14 protein-coding genes and 2 pseudogenes are annotated in these 18,860 nt (G+C 66.0%); 9 read left to right on the forward strand and 7 right to left on the reverse strand.

Annotation, left to right across the window (positions count from 1 at the left end; genetic code table 11):
• Positions 1-100 precede the first annotated feature (100 nt).
• The 3 genes from DIE13_RS09095 to DIE13_RS09105 form a co-directional block, all read right to left on the reverse strand.
• Positions 101-319, reverse strand: coding sequence for a transcriptional regulator (locus DIE13_RS09095; protein WP_096502005.1), 219 nt, complete (start codon positions 317-319; stop codon positions 101-103).
• A gap of 226 nt (positions 320-545) precedes the next feature.
• Entirely contained in the window at positions 546-1,196 is a 651-nt protein-coding gene (locus tag DIE13_RS09100) for an NADPH-dependent FMN reductase (protein ID WP_098551163.1), read from the reverse strand.
• 316 nt (positions 1,197-1,512) lie between these two features.
• Complete coding sequence (locus DIE13_RS09105) at positions 1,513-1,818, reverse strand: NIPSNAP family protein (RefSeq protein ID WP_124826838.1); 306 nt, start codon at positions 1,816-1,818, stop codon at positions 1,513-1,515.
• Between the two features lie 290 nt (positions 1,819-2,108).
• On the opposite strand from DIE13_RS09105, the gene DIE13_RS09110 reads away from it, so the two are divergent.
• From DIE13_RS09110 to DIE13_RS09120, 3 genes and pseudogenes are all read left to right on the forward strand, one after another.
• On the forward strand, positions 2,109-2,906 hold the full coding sequence (locus tag DIE13_RS09110; protein ID WP_124826839.1) for a GNAT family N-acetyltransferase: 798 nt from the start codon (positions 2,109-2,111) through the stop codon (positions 2,904-2,906).
• A gap of 370 nt (positions 2,907-3,276) precedes the next feature.
• Positions 3,277-4,428: pseudogene (locus DIE13_RS09115) on the forward strand (HAD-IC family P-type ATPase).
• Between the two features lie 40 nt (positions 4,429-4,468).
• A complete protein-coding gene (locus tag DIE13_RS09120) occupies positions 4,469-5,167 on the forward strand; it encodes a response regulator (RefSeq protein ID WP_124826840.1) in 699 nt (232 codons plus the stop codon).
• A gap of 19 nt (positions 5,168-5,186) precedes the next feature.
• On the opposite strand, the gene DIE13_RS09125 is transcribed toward DIE13_RS09120, so the two are convergent.
• The 3 genes from DIE13_RS09125 to DIE13_RS09135 all read right to left on the reverse strand — a co-directional run bounded on the left by DIE13_RS09125 (position 5,187) and on the right by DIE13_RS09135 (position 10,726).
• Entirely contained in the window at positions 5,187-5,846 is a 660-nt protein-coding gene (locus tag DIE13_RS09125) for a lytic transglycosylase domain-containing protein (RefSeq protein WP_233410037.1), read from the reverse strand.
• Between the two features lie 129 nt (positions 5,847-5,975).
• A complete protein-coding gene (locus DIE13_RS09130) occupies positions 5,976-7,331 on the reverse strand; it encodes a DUF3999 domain-containing protein (protein WP_124826841.1) in 1,356 nt (451 codons plus the stop codon).
• On the reverse strand, positions 7,328-10,726 hold the full coding sequence (locus DIE13_RS09135; protein ID WP_124826842.1) for a DUF2339 domain-containing protein: 3,399 nt from the start codon (positions 10,724-10,726) through the stop codon (positions 7,328-7,330). The genes DIE13_RS09130 and DIE13_RS09135 overlap by 4 nt, the downstream gene beginning before the upstream one ends.
• 452 nt (positions 10,727-11,178) lie before the next feature.
• On the opposite strand from DIE13_RS09135, the pseudogene DIE13_RS09145 reads away from it, so the two are divergent.
• The 6 genes and pseudogenes from DIE13_RS09145 to DIE13_RS09175 form a co-directional block, all read left to right on the forward strand.
• A pseudogene (locus DIE13_RS09145) lies at positions 11,179-12,496 on the forward strand (glycine betaine/L-proline ABC transporter ATP-binding protein); the annotation flags it as partial.
• Positions 12,489-13,385 (forward strand): choline ABC transporter permease subunit, encoded by an 897-nt coding sequence (choW, locus tag DIE13_RS09150; RefSeq protein WP_124826843.1) that lies wholly within the window; start codon positions 12,489-12,491, stop codon positions 13,383-13,385. The pseudogene DIE13_RS09145 and the gene choW, both read left to right, overlap by 8 nt.
• A 118-nt stretch (positions 13,386-13,503) precedes the next feature.
• The gene (locus DIE13_RS09155; RefSeq protein WP_124826844.1) at positions 13,504-14,502 is read left to right on the forward strand and encodes a GlxA family transcriptional regulator; all 999 of its coding nucleotides are present in this window, start codon (positions 13,504-13,506) and stop codon (positions 14,500-14,502) included.
• Positions 14,503-14,611: 109 nt separating this feature from the next.
• The gene (locus DIE13_RS09160; RefSeq protein ID WP_124826845.1) at positions 14,612-15,559 is read left to right on the forward strand and encodes a choline ABC transporter substrate-binding protein; all 948 of its coding nucleotides are present in this window, start codon (positions 14,612-14,614) and stop codon (positions 15,557-15,559) included.
• 988 nt (positions 15,560-16,547) lie between these two features.
• Positions 16,548-17,168: a M35 family metallo-endopeptidase gene (locus DIE13_RS09170; RefSeq protein WP_124826846.1), complete on the forward strand. Its 621-nt coding sequence runs from the start codon at positions 16,548-16,550 to the stop codon at positions 17,166-17,168.
• Between the two features lie 81 nt (positions 17,169-17,249).
• Positions 17,250-17,579, forward strand: coding sequence for an OmpA family protein (locus DIE13_RS09175; RefSeq protein ID WP_124826847.1), 330 nt, complete (start codon positions 17,250-17,252; stop codon positions 17,577-17,579).
• Positions 17,580-17,704: 125 nt separating this feature from the next.
• On the opposite strand, the gene DIE13_RS09180 is transcribed toward DIE13_RS09175, so the two are convergent.
• On the reverse strand, positions 17,705-18,853 hold the full coding sequence (locus DIE13_RS09180; protein WP_124826848.1) for an exo-alpha-sialidase: 1,149 nt from the start codon (positions 18,851-18,853) through the stop codon (positions 17,705-17,707).
• Positions 18,854-18,860 lie beyond the last annotated feature (7 nt).

Below are 18,860 nucleotides of genomic sequence, written 5' to 3' on the forward strand. Positions count from 1 at the left end.
AAATGTACCGAGCGTCTATGGCAAATCTCAATCTAAGTCTTTGATTTTATTGATTTGCCATGCTCTACTTTATTGACAAACGATAGCTGCGGCCGTGCGCTCAGGCCTGCGTGTCGACCCAGAGGCGGCCCCAGCGGGACGCATATGCGAGCGCGTGTTCCTCTTCGAAGAAGAAGTCGATTGCGTCGAACGAGACGGCGCGCGGCGACGGGCCGCCGGTGGCCTTCTCGATCGTCAGGTTCGCGGCGAACAGCCCATTCGGCAGCCGGGCGGCAGCGGGGGCCACTTCGTAGCCTTTGTAGCGGATCGTGCGGTTCATGGCATGCGCAGAGGGTTCGGGCTTTCAGCGTACGAAAACCGGCAGCCCGCGTGAACCAATCTTTCGGCCAATGCAAATTACGTGGCGGGCCGAATCGTTATCGGCGCTGCGGGCGGGCTCGATGGAACGGGATGTGTGGAAGCGGCTCGCGCCGGGCTTCGGGACGCGCACCGCCCGCCGCCGGCGAATCGGGTCGGCCGGGGGCGGGGCGGCGGGAAGGCGGCGATTACTGGTTGGCGATCTTCAGAACGGGCGCGAGCGCGTCGACCGATGCGGCATGCGTGGCCGCGCGATGCGACGCGAACGCGAGCGCGAATTCGGCGGCTTGTGCGCCGACTGTCTCGAGCTGCGCGACGACCTTCGGGTCCGAGCAACTGTCGGCGCTGTCGAAGCGCGTTTCGAGCGTGTTCACGGTAGCGCCGAACGGCGTCGGCCAGCCGCGCAGCGCGTGGACGATCGAGCGCAGCGACGTGAGCACGGTGCCGGCCGCCTGCCACCCGTACGCGGTGACGATCAGGCCGACCGCGCGGCCGTCGAGATACGGACGGTCGTCGGCGCGCAGTTCCTCGAGCGTGTCGAGTGCGTTCTTCACGAGGCCGGACACGCCGCCGTGGTAGCCGGGCGTGGCGATGATGATCGCATCGGCTTCTCGCACGGTGTCGATCAGCTCGCGCTGTGCGTCGGTGAGCGTTTTGTGTTCGGGGGCGTAGTGCGGCAGCGTATGCAGGAACGGGCCGTCGAACAGGCGCGTGCGTGCGCCGGCGGCTTGTGCGCCGCGCAGCGCGAACGACAGTGCGCGCTCGGTCGACGACGCGGCTCGGGTGGTGCCGCCGATGCCGACGACGAAGGGGCGGCGGTGTTGATCGAATGCAGTCAAGGGACGCTCCTCGGATGGCTTGCCCGGCTAAGCACCGGCTTAAAACCAGATGGTAACGACCCTGTCGCCACTCTGAAAACGACTTTTCGTTCTATCGATATGCCATGCACGAGGGTCGCGCGTGCGCGCGACGCCGCAGATGGATAGCAGAAATGCTTGGTTGGGACGGCGAGCCATGCTCGATAAGATGGACTCGTCTCCTCCATGATGTCTCTACTGACATGGGTTGGCCCCGCCAAGCGGATGCAGGCGGGGCTTTTTTTCGTCCGTCGCCGGAGCGCGGCGCGTGCCGTGTGGCGGGTCTCCGATTGACGCGTCAGCCGAACACGGGGCGGAAGAAGCTGCGTTCGTAACTGACGATGCAGCGCGTTTCCTCCGCGTAGCGGAAGGCGGCCTGGCAGGCCGGATCGTCCTTCGAGCGTTCGCGGTAACGCTCGTATTCGGCAAGGCTCGGAAACGAGAACATCGCGAGCGCGATATTGCTCGCGCCTTCGGACGGCAGGAAGTAGCCGTGATGCGTGCCGCCGAATTGCTCGACGAGCGGGATCCACATCTTGCCGTACGTTTCGAACTGATCGAGTTTGTACGGATCGATGACGTAGCGAAGGAAGCAGGTGACCATGGGCGCTCGCGGTGCAATGAAGGAGCAGCGAGTCTGGATCGCGTTGAGTGGCGTGTCAACGGTCGGGCGAGTGCGCGTGACGATGTCGTCGACGAGCGGCAAGCCGTGCACTGATTCCCCGAACAACCATCGACGACTTCGCGCGCATGCGGTCAGTTGCACGCGCACCGGACCCGCACGTCGCCGTCGCGTCGTACGCATTCGTGCAGCGCCGTATTTACGACATTTTTTCTTGCGACGCCAGCCGGCACGCTCCTAGACTTCGGTCATTCGAACCACGGAGCACCGCGATGTCGATTTCCCGGAACACGATCGCCGAATGGTCACCCGATGCGCCGCCTGCGCTGCGCACCGACCGGGTCGTCGTGCGACGCTTCGATCCGGCGTTCGACAGCTATGCTCAGCTCACCGCGCTGCTGCACCGTGCGTTCGCGCGGCTCGGCGCGATGGGGTTGAACTGCACGTGCGTCGACCAGGGCGAGGACGTCACGCGTCGTCGCGCCGAGGGCGGCGAGTGTTTCGTTGCGGTGTGCGGTGGGCGCGTGATCGGCACCGCGACGCTGTACGCGACCGATCCGGCGTCGCCGTGCTCGCTGTACCGGCGCGAAGGTGTCGCGAGCGTGCGGCAACTGGCGGTCGACCCCGAATGCCAGAGCCGCGGAATCGGTGCGCTGCTGCTGTCGTTTGCGGGGCAATGGGCCGCGTTGTGCGGCTATACGCTGCTCGCGCTGGATACGCCGTATCCAGCGGCGCGCCTGGTCGCGTTCTACGGCGCGCAGGGTTTCGAGGTGGTCGACGTGATGCGCTTCGCCGGCAAGCGCTACGACAGCGCGATCCTCTGCAAAAGACCCGTCGCACTGCCTGTTCATCCTGCCCGCCGTGTGTCGCCGGCATCGCGTCTGGCTGCGCGCGCGGCTGCGGTGCGACGCCTCGCGTATGCGTTGCCGTCGCGGGGCGCGACGGTGGCCCGACGCGATTCGCGCATGCGGCGTGGCGCGGGATGGGCTGCGCGCCGTGCGGCCGGCGCCGCGAGCTGCCGCGCGTCGCCGTGGCGGCCGCGCCAGCACGGGCGCCATATGGTCGGCTGAGCATCGCACGCCGGCCCAATCTCGAGTTCTCCCCCGCTTTTACCGCGTCGACGTCGTGTGAGCAGAGCGTGGCGCTCCTGCTCGTGCAAGGCCCATGAGATACCTCGCCGCGTCGCGGCGAAGTGGACGTTTACGCGCTTTTTATGCTTTGACGGTGCCCTTTGTCGCGATCTTCACGCGGACCTTCCTATGACGGTTGTGTGGAAACGGAAGCCGCACGCCCGGACGCGCGAAGGCATCCGGCTCACCCGACCGATACCGGATGCGGCCGCGTCAACGCGCCGGCAAAAGGAAAATCGCCATGTCTCCCGCCCCTGTGACAAGCCCGCCCCCCGATTGCTCCGGCCATCCGCGCACGGCCACCCGCTCGATGTTCGATCCCGCTCTGGTGCGTCCCGCGATCGCCGACGCGTTCCGCAACCCGGTGATGTTTTGCGTGTATGTCGGCAGCATCCTGACGACGCTGCTGTGGATCGCCGCGCTGTTCGGCCAAGCCGAGGCGCCGGCCGGATTCATCGTCGCGATCGCGCTGTGGCTGTGGTTCACGGTGCTGTTCGCGAACTTCGCCGAAGCGCTGGCCGAGGGGCGTTCGAAAGCGCAAACCGAATCGCTGCGCAGTGCGAAACACAACGTCGTCGCGAAGAAGCTCGGCGTGCCGCACGGGAAGGCGGACGTCGAGGTGATGGCGTCGACCGACCTGCGCAAGGGCGACGTGGTGCTGATCGAGGTTGGCGACACGATTCCGGCCGACGGCGACGTGATCGAAGGCGTCGCGTCGGTCGACGAATCGGCGATCACCGGCGAATCCGCGCCGGTGATCCGTGAATCGGGCGGCGACTTCTCATCGGTGACGGGCGGCACGCGCGTGCTGTCCGACTGGATCGTCGTTCGGGTGGCGGTCAATCCGGGCGAAGCGCTTCTCGACCGGATGATCGCGATGGTCGAAGGCGCGAAGCGCAAGAAGACGCCGAACGAAATCGCGCTGACGATCCTGCTGGTCGCGCTGACGATCGTGATGCTGCTCGCGACCGCCACGCTGCTGCCGTTCTCGATGTTCTCGGTCGAGGCGATGAAGGCCGGCCACGTGGTGACGATCACGGCGCTCGTCGCGCTGCTCGTATGCCTGATCCCGACGACGATCGGCGGTCTGCTGTCGGCGATCGGCGTGGCGGGGATGAGCCGGATGATGACGCGCGGCTAGCTGACGACCTTCTCGATCGCGAATGACGTCGCGAAATACTTCGCGATCATCCCGGCGGCCTTTGCGACAACCTATCCGCAACTGCGTGTGCTTGACATGATGCACCTCGCGTCGCCGGCGTCGGCGATCCTGTCGGCGGTGATCTTCAACGCGCTGATCATCGTCGCACTGATCCCGCTCGCACTGAAGGGCGTGCGCTATCGTCCGCTCGGCGCCGCGCCGCTGTTGCGCCGCAACCTGCTGGTGTACGGCCTGGGCGGCGTGCTGTTGCCGTTCCCGTTCATCAAGCTGATCGACATGGTGCTGGTTGCATGCGGATAGGCGTGAACATGAGCTCGCATCGGGACGGAGGCGACGTCGCATGAGCGAGCCGAGCGTCGTCGTCGTGATCGTCGACGATGACAGGTTGATTCGGCATTTCGTCCGGGTCGCGCTGAAGGCCGAGCACATGAACGTCTGCGAAGCCGCGACCGGCGTCGCGGGCGTGGCGGCGGTTCGCGCGCGCCACCCGGACCTGATCGTCGCGGATACGAACCTGCGAGATATCGGCGGCACCGCGCTGATCCGTGCGGTGCGGGCCTGCTCGGCCGCACCGCTGATCGTGTTGTCGGCGCTCAGTGCTGAGCGCGACAAGGTCGCGGCGCTCGACGCGGGCGCGGACGACTACCTGACGAAGCCGTTCGGCACGGCCGAGCTGATCGCGCGGATTCGCGCGCACCTGCGGCGGCAGGCCGGCGGTGGCTGCGTCGGGCCGGTGCGGGTATGTTTCGGCGACGTCATCGTCGATCTCGGCAACCGTCAGGTATTGCGCGGCGGTGCGCGCGTGCATCTGAGCCCGATCGAATACCGGCTGCTCGCCGTACTCGCGCATCACGCGGGACGCCTGCTGACGCACGACCGTCTGCTGAACGAGGTGTGGGTTGCGACGCACGACAAGGACGCCCACTATCTGCGCGTGTACGTCGGTCATCTGCGGCGCAAGCTCGAATACGATCCGCGCAGGCCGCAGCACATCGTGACGGAAACCGGCGTCGGCTATCGGCTGGCCGGCGCGCAGTAGCGGTACGTCGTGCGCTGGCTCAGGGGGGCGCGGCGGTTCTTGGCTCGCTGAGGGGCGCGCCGTTCGGCCGGCGCAATTGCGCGTCGAATTGCTGCACGTGAAGGGCCACGCGCTGCGCATAGCGCTTCGTGCCGCCGTTGTACCGCACGAGCGCGGATTCGACGTCGCCGTCCGCATTGTCGAGATAGCCGTGGAAGATCGCCGCGCCGATTCGCACATTGGTCGCCGGATCGGACAGGTCCTTCACATGCGCAACGAGGTCGCGATGCGCGGACGGCAGCACCTGCATCAGGCCGCGCGCGCCGGCGACGCTGACCGCATGGCGATCGAAACCCGACTCGACGGCGATGATAGCGAGCAGCAACGCGGGTGCGAGTCCGTAGCGGTCCGATTCGGTCTGTACTGCACGGGCGATCGCGCATGCGTCGGCATAGGCAACATGAAAGCGGGTGCGCAGCGTGGCCACGATCGCGTCGAGTGCGGGGGACGGTGACGCATCGGGCTCGGCGACGGCGGTTGCCGAAGCCGTCGGCGTCGTGTCGGCTCGGGCCGCGGGCGTGACCGCCAGCGCCAGCGCCAGCGCGAGCGCGATCGGGACGGCGGACAGCAGTTGCCTCGTCGGCGGGGCCGGGCGCGTGCGTTGGAGCGGAAGGTCATGCGATGGGTACGTGTCCTGCATGTCGTCGCATCGTGGTTGCGATGCGACGACTGTACGCAGTTACCCGTTGCGATCGTCGAAAGAAACGGGGGCGGCGGATAAAAGGCGTGTAAAGCGCTCGGCGAACGCGCGGTATCACTTGTCGCGATTTTATGTGCCGCCGCCGTCGGCGTTGCCGCCGCCCCGTGCGAGGCGCCACGCAATCGTTCCCAGCATGCCGACCGCGACGACCAGCGCGCCCCACAGCACGTAACGGCGTGTCGCGTCCGTATCGGCGACGGCTGATTCCGGCGGTGCTTCCGATACCGGCAATGCCGCGGCCACGCGTGCGGGCCGGACTTCCGGCGCCATGCCGACCAGCAGCGCATCGCGGCTCACGGCTGACGACAGCAGCGCCGCGTTGCCGACGCCGAGCGTAAACGGCGGCGTGCCGCGCGCAACGAAGGTCAGCGCGGCCGGATGCCAGCCGACCGAGACGGCTGGCTGGCCGCCGCCGAGTCCGCCGTTGCGCGTGTCGACGACGATCCGCCATGCGCGGTCCGTATCCGACGGGAATTCGAGCGGCGGATTGCGTTGTTCGCCGCCCTTGCCCTGCAACCGGAACAGCACGGCGTCGGCAACGTCGCGCCACGGCGCTTGCGCGTCGGGGCGGCTCTGCAGTGTTGCACGCGCAACGGTATTCGGTTGCGGCAGGTCGATCCGGACGCGGTCGACCGGGTATGCGCCGTCGGTCTCGAACAGGTATTCGCCGGGCACGCTGCCGGCGCGCACGTGCGTGGCATCGCGCCATTGGCGCGGCACGGTCGACGCATCCGTCGAGCGTGCATCGCGCGGATGCGTCTCGACGTCGACGGACCCGATCGCGGGTGCGCCGTCGAGCCAGTCGAGCCGCAGGTAGCGCGGCCCCGCGCCTTCGAGCGCGATGCGTTCCTGCACCAGCATGTCACCGCCACGCCCGACCTTCAGCAGTTGCGTGCTGCCGAGCGAGCGCCAGCTGCGCAGGTCGTCGCTCGCGGCGACGGCAACGCGCCCCTGGTAGCTGTCGTCGTTCACATGCACGAACAGCGCGTCGATTTCGCCGTCCGCATGCGACAGGTCGACGAGATCCGACGCATGCCTGGCGCGTGCCGGCGCGGTGGCGGCCGCGCGCAGCGAGCCGTCCGGGCCGACGGACACGCCGAGCGGCGCGCGGCTGTCGTCGTTACGGGCCGGCGGCAGCGGGAACCAGTGCACCGGCGTGCGCGACGGCGCCGCCGCGGCCATGACGGGCGCATCGAGTGAATACGGCACGGGCTCGCCCGCGCTGTTGAAGATGCGCACGTCGCCGAGATCGTCGCGCCGGCTGCCCGCATAGACGGCCTGCGGCACGGTGAGCTGGTAATACGCGGCGCTGCCGTCGAGATCGAGCGAGAAGCGATGTACGACGCGTTCGGCGCCCGACGTGGCGTCGGCCGCCGCGAACGACGTCAGCAGGCTCAGGCCGAGCAGGGCTGCGAGTCGTTTCATGATTGTTGATCGTTGCGTTGGAGCGCGGCCTTCGGCGGCAGCGGCGAGAAATAACCGATCAGCAACAGCAGCACGCCGATGCCGATGAACGACACGATGCGCTCGATGCCGGTGACGTGCGACAGGTCGAACAGGAACAGCTTGATCACCGTGAGCGCAAGCAGCGCGGCGCCGACGAACCATAGCGCACGCAACCCGCGACGCGTCGCCCAGATCATCGTCGCGAGCGCGCAGACCGTCCAGTACACGGACACCGACGCCTGCACGAGTGTCGATTCCGCCATCGCATCCAGCGCGTATGGCACGCCGGTCCAGTGATGCAGCGTGCGCAGCAGGATCGCGTTCAGCCACAGGAACGCCGTCGCGCCGGCCGCGCCGAGCAGCCCGACGCGATAGTTGTCGAACGACCAGCCGAGCTTGCGCGCACGCACGAACCACGACCCGGCGAGCGCATAGACGACCACGAGCACGAGATCGAGCGGATTGAGCAGCGGGATGCGCGCCCAGTTGCCGCCGTCCTGCGTGAAGTTCGCGTAGAAGGTCCAGGCCCACATCACGACGATCAGCGGCAGCGCCGCGAGCGCGCACACGCGCGCGATGCCGTCGCGGCGCACGAGCCACATGCCGGCGAACGCGAACAGGCTCCAGCCGACCATGAACACCTGCTGGATGCTGAACGACGATAGCACGGTGTCGATGTCGTAGCCGAAGTGGAACCGCTGATGCAGCGTGCGCAGCAGCAGCGCGTTGAACCACAGGAACACGGTTGCGAGCGCGGCAAGGTCGATCGCGAGCGGATGCCACGTGACGCCGAGCGTCTTCAGGCGGCGCAGCCACGTCGCGAACCCGACGAAGATCAGCAGTTGCGCGACGTCGAGCGGATTGAGCAGCGGCAGCCAGAACAGCGGCGACGCGTCGCCGTCGCTCGTCACACTGGCGATGCTCCACAGCCACAGCAGCGCGGCGAGCGGCGCGGCGCCCCATACCTGATAGGCGCGCGGGAATGCGGCAATCGGCCAGCGCAGGCGCGTGCCGGGGCCGGACACCAGCAGGAGCAGCGCGCCGAAGCCGTATGCCCATGCGCTCCAGCTCCACGCGCCTTCGGGAACGAACGCGCGCAGCCGCCAGAAGCCTTCGAGCGAGAACAGCCCGCACAGCGTCCAGAACGTCAGCGTGTGCAGCGGCGCGATCACGCCGGCGGGGATGGCCGTCGCGCCGGTCGGTGTCGCGCCCGACGTGCCGGCGGCCGCGGTGTTGCGCGACTGGCGCCACAGCAGTGCATGGCATGCGACGACGGCGATCGGCCACGCGAACGCGCCCATGCCCGACAGCGGCGCTTCGTGCGCGTCGAAAGCGCGCAGCGCGAGCAGCGCCAGTACCGGCGTCAGCGCAAGCGCCGGCCATTCGGCGATCGGCCACGCGAGCTTGCGGCGCGCGACGTGTGCGAGCCAGGCGGTGCCGGCCGCGAACAGCGCGGTCGTGTCGACGACGAAGCGGTCCGCATGCAGGTCGACATGACGGCTTGCGTAGACGAGGATCTCGTGCAGCCCGCCGCTCAACCACCACAGCAGTCCCCACGCCGCGGCGGCTGCGCCGACCTCCGGCATCCATGCGTGCCACGCGCGCGCTTCGTCGCGCCCGTGCAGCCACCAGCCCGTGAACAGCCCGGCGAGCGCGATCAGCAGCATCGCGATATACGGGCTGTTGAGCACCGGCAATGCGTTTGCGTCGACCGGACCGAGCACGCTCGTGAAGAACGCGCCGGCCGCGGCCACCTGCATCAGCAGCCCGAAGCCGAACGGCGCGAGGCGCTTCTCGCGCACACCGACCCATACGATGGCCGCGCCTTCGATCGCCCATGCGGCGCTCGTCGTCGGGCCCGAGAATGCGAGCGGCACCGCCAGCGTCGCGAAGATTACCGCGAGCGCGAGCATCGCCTCGAACAGCAGCGCGAGGCGATCGCGGCGCCGCGCGAGCCATGCGGCGACGGCAACGTAGAACGCCGACAGCGCGACGGCGCTCCACGCGAGCCCGAACGGCATGTCCTTCACGAGCGACGCCTGCAGTGCGGTCGCGACGATCGGCGTGCCGAACACGAGGGTGCCGTCCACATAGTGACGCAACGCGAGCTCGCGTTTGACGGCATAGAGCAGCGCGATGCCGACATACATCAGGAAGAACAGGATCAGGAACGGCTCGGTGCTCGCGAACAGCGCGGGGCGGTAGGCCGTCACGCCCCACGCGGAGCCGATCGTGAACGTGAACACGAAGCCGAGCAGGTTCAGCGGGCGCCATGCCTTGAACCACGCGATCGCGAAGATACCCGCGTTCAGCAGCGCGTAGTAGCTGAACAGCGCGACGTGGCTGCCGTGGCCGGTCGACAGCAGCACCGGCGCGAGAAAGCCGCCCGCGCTGCCCATGAACGCGAGCGGCAAGGCGTTCTGTTTCACCGCGAGGAACGCGCTCAGCGCGCAGACCGCAACCATCAGCGGGAACGCCGCGCCGACGGGCAGCAACGGGTAGAGCTTGGTCGCGGCGAAGATCGTCAGATACAGGATGCCGATGCCGCCACCCTGCAGCACGAGACCGTACGCGGCGCGGCGCGCACGCACGCGCCAGCCGATCGCGAGCAGCGCGGCCGCGGCGAGCGCGGTGCCGGCCAGGCGGAATTCGATCGGCAGCATGTTGTTGTCGGCCGCGTACTTGAGCAGGAACGCGACGCCGAAGAACAGCACGATGATCCCGACGCGCACGACCGTGTTGCCGCCGAGCAGCCAGTCGCGCGCGGCACGGAACGCGCGTTCGGCGATGCCGGGTTCGCGCGGCTTCGGCGGGACGGGCGGGGTAGCCGGGGCAGGGCGCTCGATCGTTGCGGGCGCATTCATCGGTGCGGGAGTGGCAGCGTCGGCGTCGCGCATGCGCGGCGTGGTGATTGCAGGCGCGGGAGCCGGCATGGACGTCGGCGACGGCGAACTCGCGCTCGCGGCGGCAGGCTGTGTCGACGGTCGTGGCGGAATCGCGGCGGCGGATGGCGCGACGATGGCGGACGGAGACGACGCTTGCGCGGGGCTGCCGGCTGCTGCTGCGCCGGCCTTCGCACCGGCGAGCTGGCCGCGCAGCACATCGAGCTCGCGCGTGAGCGTGTCGACCGTCGCCTCGAGACGAGCGACGCGATCGGCGAGCGTCGCGGGCGGCTGTGGTGGCGTCGCTGCCGTCGTGATGGCGAATGCGTCGCGTGCGGTGGTGCCGTTCTTGCGCTTGTGTTGCAGCAGCGCGTGGCCGAGACAGAACCCAACCGCCGCGCCGAGCAGCGCGCCGTTGGCGGCGGAGAAATCCCCGAACAATGCGGCGATACCGCCCACGATGAAGCCGATTGCGGCAAAGGCCCAATTCATCGCCTTGCTCCCTCTTTCATTTCGTTATCGTGCTTCGATCGCGGTGCGCCCCGATCGAGGCTGTTTCGGCATGGCCGGCAGGCGAACCGGCATGCGCGCACTCCGGCGCGGTGCGGTGCGTGCAAGGCGCCGCGACGTCGCGAACAGTGTGGTTGCCGGCAATGTATCACAGCGGCCATGCGGGATTTTCTGGGTTGCGGACAGGCCTCCAGACGTGGCTGTCTGGCCGTTGCGACGCGCGGTTTTACGTACGGTCATGCTTTTTGTCCGCATGCGACCGCGATTCGGTCCGATCGGACGTGAAATTGTCGCAAAGCGACCTGCGGCCGATGCGCCTTGACGCAAAACGTCATCGGTCGCGCGTCACGCTGCTGCGCACAAGTCTCGCGCGCGATGCCCGTCGTTGCTGGCCCTGCGCGTATTGCATTGCCGCAATCGGATGCGGTCGCGTGCCGCGGTCCGCCAGGTGCGGCTGCCGGCCGTGTCGTATTTGCGCAAGCGTTTGTCGTAATTCGTCGGCAGGTCGGGGTTTTTTCTGGCAACTATGTAGGCACGCTATGTGACACGCGTGAGTCCCCGCTACACGAGGAGAAGGTTTCGATGGATGCCCCCAAGGTCGTGGTCGAAGGTCTGTGCAAGGTGTTTGGAAGTAACCCGCAGCAGGCGCTCGACATGCTCGCCGCCGGCTCGACGAAGGACGAAGTGCTCAAGCGTACCGGTCAGGTCGTCGGCGTGCACAACGTATCGTTCGACGTGCAGGAAGGCGAAATATTCGTGCTGATGGGCCTGTCTGGCTCCGGCAAGTCCACTCTGATCCGCCTCGTGAACCGGCTGGTCGATCCCAGCGCCGGCAAGGTGATGATCGACGGGCTCGACGTCGCGTCGGCACGCCGCTCGGCGCTGACCGCGCTGCGCCGCAAGGACATGAGCATGGTGTTCCAGTCGTTCGCGCTGATGCCGCATCGCACCGTGGTGTCGAATGCCGCGTTCGGCCTCGAGGTCGCGGGCGTCGGCAAGAAGGAACGCGAGCGCCGTGCGATGGAGGTGCTCGAGCAGGTCGGTCTCGCCCCGTTCTCGCAGAAGCTGCCGTCCGAGCTGTCGGGCGGGATGCAGCAGCGCGTCGGCCTCGCCCGCGCGCTGGCCGTGAACCCGTCGCTGATGATCATGGACGAGGCGTTTTCCGCGCTCGATCCGCTCAAGCGCCGCGAAATGCAGGACGTGCTGCTGCAACTGCAGAAGGAACAGCGCCGCACGATCATGTTCGTGTCGCACGATCTGGAAGAGGCGCTGCGCATCGGCAACCGCATCGCGATCATGGAAGGCGGCCGGCTCGTGCAGGTCGGCACGCCGCAGGACATCATCACGAACCCGGCCGACGACTACGTGCGCGCGTTCTTCGACGGCGTCGACACCAGCCGCTATCTCACGGCCGGCGACCTGATGCAGACGGGCGCCGTGCCGATCGTGTCGAAGTGCGATGCCGCAAATGTCGCAGCGACGCTGAACGGCAGCGCCGAATACGCGTTCGTGCTCGATGCGGCACGCAAGCTGCGCGGCTTCGTCACGCGCGATGCGATCGGCCAGGAGGCGCCGTCCGTGCGCCCGATCGAAAGCATCCGGCACGATGCGTCGCTCGAACACGTCGTCGCGCGCGTGGTCGCGAGCCCGAATGCACTGCCGGTCGTCGACGACGACGGCTGCTACTGCGGCTCGGTCGACCGTGCACTCATCCTGAAGGCCATCACGCGTTCGCGAGGTTCCCATGTCTGAAATGATTCCGCTCGGTACCTGGGTCGACCAGTCCGTTCACTACCTGCTCGATCACGATGCGGCGACGTTCGATGCGATCGGTCGCGCGATCGAGGGTCTCGCCGCCTTCGTCGAACACAGCCTGCAGGCGATCCCGATGTGGCTGATGATGGCGATCTTCATCGGTGTTGGTCTGTGGCGCGTGGGTTGGCGCTTTGCGCTGTTCACGACGCTGTCGCTGCTGCTGATCTTCGCGACGGGCTTCTGGGATCAGACCGTCATCACGCTCGGCCTCACGCTGTCGTCGACGATCATCAGCCTCGTGCTCGGCATTCCGCTCGGCATCTGGGCCGCGAAGAGCAAGTGGGTCGCCGCGATCGTGCGTCCGATCCTCGACCTGATGCAGACGATGCCCGCATTCGTCTACCTGATTCCGGCCGCAATGCTGTTCGGTCTGGGCCGCGTGCCGGGGATCTTGTCGACGGTGATCTTCGCAATGCCGCCGGCCGTGCGTCTGACGAGCCTCGGCATCCGTCACGTGAACCGCGAGATCGTCGAAGCCGGCCAGGCATTCGGCTGCACGCCGTGGCAACTGCTGTACAAGGTGCAGTTCCCGAACGCGCTCCCGTCGATCATGCAAGGCGTGAACCAGACGATCATGATGGCGCTGTCGATGGTGATCATCGCGTCGATGGTCGGTGCGGGCGGCCTCGGCAACGACGTGCTCGCCAGTATCCAGCGTCTCGACATCGGCCTCGGCTTCGAAAGCGGTCTGTCGGTCGTGCTGCTCGCGATCATTCTCGACCGCATTACCGAAAGCTTCGGCCGTGCGCCGGGCACCGTGAAAGCACCGCTGTTCTCGGGCCTGAAGCAACTGTTCCGCGGCAAGGCAACGCCCGTGCAAGCGTGACGCGCTGGCGGCCGGCAAGTCCTCCGGCCGCCTTCCCTGACTCGATACCGGCCTCCGCGGCATCCGCCGCGGGGCTGACCGCCTGCAACCTGCTCAACCCGTTCGCCAGGAGCCCGATGTGACGTCCGCCGCTGCCGTTGCGCCCGCCGCCTGCGTTTCACCGGTTTCGTCCCTCGCCCATTTCGGCTTCCTGACGCTGCCGAATTTCTCGATGATCGCGTTTTCGAGCGCCGTCGAAGTGCTTCGGATGGCGAACTACGTCGGACGCGCCGACCATTACCGGTGGTCGATCTACTCGCTCGACGGCGCTCCCGTGCATGCCAGCAACGGCATCGCGGTGCGGCCGACCCAGGCGCTCGACTACACGAGCCTGCCTGACGTGATGATCGTGTGCGGCGGCATTCGCATCCGCGACGTGGTCGACGACGGCGCGCGCGACACGCTCGCGGCGCTCGCCGAACGCGGGCTGCCGCTCGGCGGCATCTGCACGGGCGCGTATGCGCTGATGTCGGGCGGGCTGCTCGACGGCTATCGCTGCACCGTGCACTGGGAGAACCTGTCGTCGCTGCACGCCGAGTTTCCGAACGTCGGGTTTGCGGACGAACTGTTCGTGGTGGACCGCGACCGGCTGACCTGCACCGGCGGCACCGCGCCGCTCGACCTGATGCTGAACCTCGTCGGAATGCGCTTCGGCCAGCAGCTCGCCGCGCAGGTGTCCGAGCAGTTCATTCTCGAACGCATCCGCAGCTCGACCGACACGCAGCCGATTCCGGTGGATGCGCGCGTGGGCTTCTCGCGCGCGGAGCTGATCGAGGTCGTGCGGCTGATGGAAGCGAACATCGAGGAGCCGTTGTCGCTCGAGGAGCTCGCGCGGCTCGTGCGCCTGTCGCAGCGGCACTTGCAGCGGATGTTCAAGGTGTACCTGAACGTGTCGCCGACCCACTATTACCTGACGCTGCGTCTGAAACGCGCGCGCGATCTGCTGCGCACGACCGACGCGTCGATCGCACGCGTGACGACGACCTGCGGATTCCATTCGCCGTGTCACTTCAGCAAGGCATACCGCGCGCAGTTCGGCCACGCGCCGAGCTACGAGCGCCGATTGCCGGGGCGCTGAGACTTTGCGCGAACCCTGTTCGGTCCGCGACGCCGCCGGGATCGCGGCGCGTGGCTTCAATCAACGATCCCGCATCCAAGCAAACGACGTCACCTTGAGGAGAAGACAAATGAAGCGCCTATTGATCGCAGCGGTATGCGGGATCGGGATCGCCGCGCCGATGTCGGCCGTTTATGCGGCCGACCCGCCCGTGTGCAAGAACGTGCGCTTCGCGGACGTGGGCTGGACCGACATCGCGGCCACCACCGGCCTCGCAGCGACGATGCTGCAGGGCCTCGGCTACTCGCCGACCAAGACGATCGCATCGGTACCGATCACGTTCGCCGGCATCAAGAGCAAGCAGATCGACGTGTTCCTCGGCTATTGGTCGCCGACGATGGACCCGATCATCCAGCCGTTCACGAAGGCCGGCACGATCAAGGTGCTCGCGACGCCCAACCTGACCGGCGCGAAATACACGCTGGCCGTGCCCGACTATGTGTACCAGGGCGGCCTGAAGTCGTTCGCCGACATCCAGAAGTACGCGGACAAGCTGAACGGCAAGATCTACGGGATCGAGCCGGGCAACGACGGCAACCTGCTGATCAAGAAGATGATCGACGGCAACCAGTTCGGCCTCGGCAAGTTCAAGATGGTCGAGTCGAGCGAAGCGGGGATGCTGGTCGAGGTGAATCGTGCGATCCGCGACAAGCAGTGGATCGTGTTCCTCGGCTGGGAGCCGCACCCGATGAACGTGCAGATGAAGATCGACTACCTGAGCGGCGGCGACAGCGTGTTCGGCCCGAACTACGGCGAAGCGAAGGTGCTGACGGCCACGCCGCCCGACTACGCGCAGCGCTGCCCGAACGTCGCGAAGTTCGTGTCGAACCTGCAGTTCACGACGTCGATCGAAAACCACGTGATGGTGCCGATCATGAACAAGGAAGACCCGAACAAGGCGGCCGCCGAATGGCTGAAGGCGAACCCGCAATCGCTCGACAAGTGGCTGGCCGGCGTGACGACGTTCGACGGCAAGCCGGGTCTGCCGGCCGTGAAGGCGTATCTCGGCGTGCATTGAGCGAGGTGGTTGGTTTTTTTTCGCTTGGGCCTAAGGTTTGACGGTGGTCATGCGCCCCCGAACGACAGAGTTGTTATCTGGGTTCGGGGGCTTTTTGCATGCTTGTTCAGCATCCTGGTCGAGCGATTCGGAAGTTCAATGATGGAAATATAAGAAAAATTAGTTATACGAATTTCAAACTCGTATGATTGAAAACCCTTTCGAGAGCGAGCATCTTTGTGTTGGCCAATCACGCCAATTTCATGAACGGGGATCAGGATGCCGCATAAGCAGAAATTTCCCACGTATTTGTTTTCCGTTGTCGACTCGCATGCCGATCGCGGCGGGCACGGGGACGCTACCAATAGAGAACTGATGGTCCTGAGGCTTGCCGTCTCAGGCAGCGAGCGGGGTGGCGGCGCATGATCCGCTATTTTCTTGCCCAAGGTGATCGGGGCGGCAGCGCGACAATTACGGAAGGGCTGCCGACCGTTACCGGTTCCAATCCACCGCCGCGCGTGCATATCGCGCACTCGATATGAAAACCTACTGCACGGCTTGCGGGCAGAAGGGATTTATTGCCCCAAAGGGCCGCGGTGGCCTGGATTCGGGCCGAACGGAAAACCTTGGGCGTTGAGCGGCGACATTAACGTCTGTGGTTGCAATCCGCCGCCGGTGTTCTATGCCGAGCGCGGCATGAGGATGTTATTTACGGCTGAGCAAGCAGCGGCGTTGACTGGGCGGATCCGAAATCACACGGATTCTGCATCGGCAGCCAGCGATGAGCACGATGAGCCGTATGTCTTGTGCGATGAGCGGAGCGGTCGGCCGCTTGCACGTGTTCGGTACCGGATATGCACAACATCAGGTCAGGTCTTTAGTGGCGTCACTGATTTCGAGGGAAACACCCAGCGTGTAACAACGCGTCACGCGGAGAAAATCAGGCTCGAGGTCGTGGAGGAGAGCAGCGATGCCGTGTAACTAATACGTTTGCGTCCACGATTCTGCCGTGACGAATACCGTGCCGGGTTCCAAGCTTAAAGTTTCCCTTACGTTCAACGGGCCGCCAATCTGTCCGACCATGACTGATGCAGAATTCAGAAAACTGATAATGCAGCTTCGCGATGAAGGGGCCGATCTGGTCAAGGAGCGGCTCAAAAGACTGGCCGAGTGGGCACCCGAGGAACGTAGACGAGTCTGGACGTGGTTTGGCGCAAATAACCACGAGATTCGTCATCGCCTCGCCACTGGACTGACGTCGCCCCTTTCTGCCATGCGGTCACTCGGCCCGGGGAATTTCCTAAGGGCTCGTCCCGATCTGGATAGAGCACTTGGGTGCTTGCCTACCAACAAGAATGTTGGAACCGTTGCGCATGTATGTGGCCCCGACACTGAAACGCATACAATAAGCATTCGCGAAGAATTTTGTACCATTCGCGATCGAAGTCGGGCGGCAACTTCGAAGTTGTCAACAATTATCCACGAATGTACTCACTTCAAGGATACGTTCGGGGCGGGCGATCCAAAGTATGGAATCAAGCGATTTCTTCCCGAATGGGGGCAAAATAATCCTGAGATAGCCATTAAAAATGCGGACAGTATTTCGGCATATGTTATCTGGCTTGATTAGCGGTGCATTCTTGTTGTTTGGATCCGTAAATTCGTATGCTTGCGATGGGCCCGAGAATTTGCCGGGGAAAATTTTGATCTTATGTTTGAGCGGAATTCTGCGACGGTGAGCGACGCGCAAGCGAAGAGGCTGAGAGTCTGGGTATCGAAAATGTTGTCGCAGTTTCCGATTCGCGAAGGTGTAGCCGTGAGCGGCGCGGCCGAGTCTGCGGAAGTCTATCCAGGAGAACTGTCTGCCCGGCGTGCCGAGTCCGCCCGGCGGTTGTTGGTGCGTTTCGGGCTGAAACGGGAGCGCTACGCTGTTCATGGTTATGTTTATGAACGCATGAGCATTCAGGACGATGAAAATGCAAAGCGCGCCGAGATAACATTGCTCCCTGGCTGCCCCGACAACTGTTGCGTCGATAAGTAATGCACGTCGTGACGTGAGGCGGGGCGTATCCCGGCGGCGTCATTTCAATGACGACCGCGTCACTCAGGCCTCCTTCCTCGCCGCCGGCACATCGAACACGCGAGCGAACGCCCACTGGAACTTCGTTACCCGAAGCGCACGCAATACACCGGCGGCAAATGCGCCGATACCTGCCGCCAGTTCCCGCCGCCGTCGGCGGAGGTCCATAACCCGCCCGTCGTCGACGCTATCGCGAGGCGCGTGCCGGAATCATCCACGGCGAGCCCGTGCCGATACACGAGGTCGTAGGCCGGCACCGGCGGCAACCCGTTCGACAGGCTCTCGAAGCTGCGGCCGCCGTCGCGCGTGCGCGTGACGACGAACCGGCCGTTCACCGGAATCCGGCATGCATCCTTCACGGCCGGTACGAACCACGCGGTGTCGGGATCCGCTGGGTGCACGGCGACCGCGAAGCCGAAGCTCGACGGCTGTGCTTCGATGCGCTGCCAGCGAACCGCGCCGTCGGTCGAGCGGAAGATCGCGCAATGATGCTGGGTCCACAGCACGTCGGGATTGGCCGCGCACTGGACGACGCGGTGCGGGTCCTGCACGTTGGGCTCGCCGCGCCGCTCGGGCGGCATGTAGTCGGCTTCCATGCCGTCGGCGCTGACGCGCCAGGTCGCGCCGCCGTCAAAGGTCTGCCAGACGCCGCCGCACGAGATGCCGATCGTCACGTGCCGGCTGTCGCGCGGATCGACCATCACCGAATGGATGCCGGGCGCGTCGTAGCCGCCGCCGAACCACTCGGGGCGCTCCGGGCGATCCCACAGTGCGCGGTTGAGCACCCACGAATCGCCGCCGTCGTCGGAGCGGAACAGTCCGCCGGGTATCGTGCCGGCCCACAATACGCCCGGCTCGTCGACGCCGCCGGTTTCGAGCGACCAGATCTGCCGAAGCGTCCAGGGCGGGCGCGGCGGGGCGGGCGCTGCGCCGTCCGCGTCGCCGGCGGCTGCGTGTGCGCCTAGATCGGCGCGCGGTGCGTCGGCGGGCTGCAACGGATACACGGGAACCGCGCATTCTTCCCATTCGGCCGCGCCGGCGCGGTGGCGATGCAACTTGACGCCGAAATGGCCGAGATCGAGCGCCGCATACAGCGTGCCGTCGCGCGGGTCGGCGAGCGCCATGCTGACCGGGTCGCCGATGAAGTGCGGTTCGCCGAGCGACCAGCCGCCGTTGCTGTCGGCTTGCAGCACGAACAGGCCCTTGCGGGTCGCGACGAGCAGTCGATCGTTCATGTCGGGT

The sequence above is a fragment of the Burkholderia sp. Bp9016 genome (genome assembly GCF_003857765.1).
Taxonomy (GTDB): Bacteria; Pseudomonadota; Gammaproteobacteria; order Burkholderiales; family Burkholderiaceae; genus Burkholderia.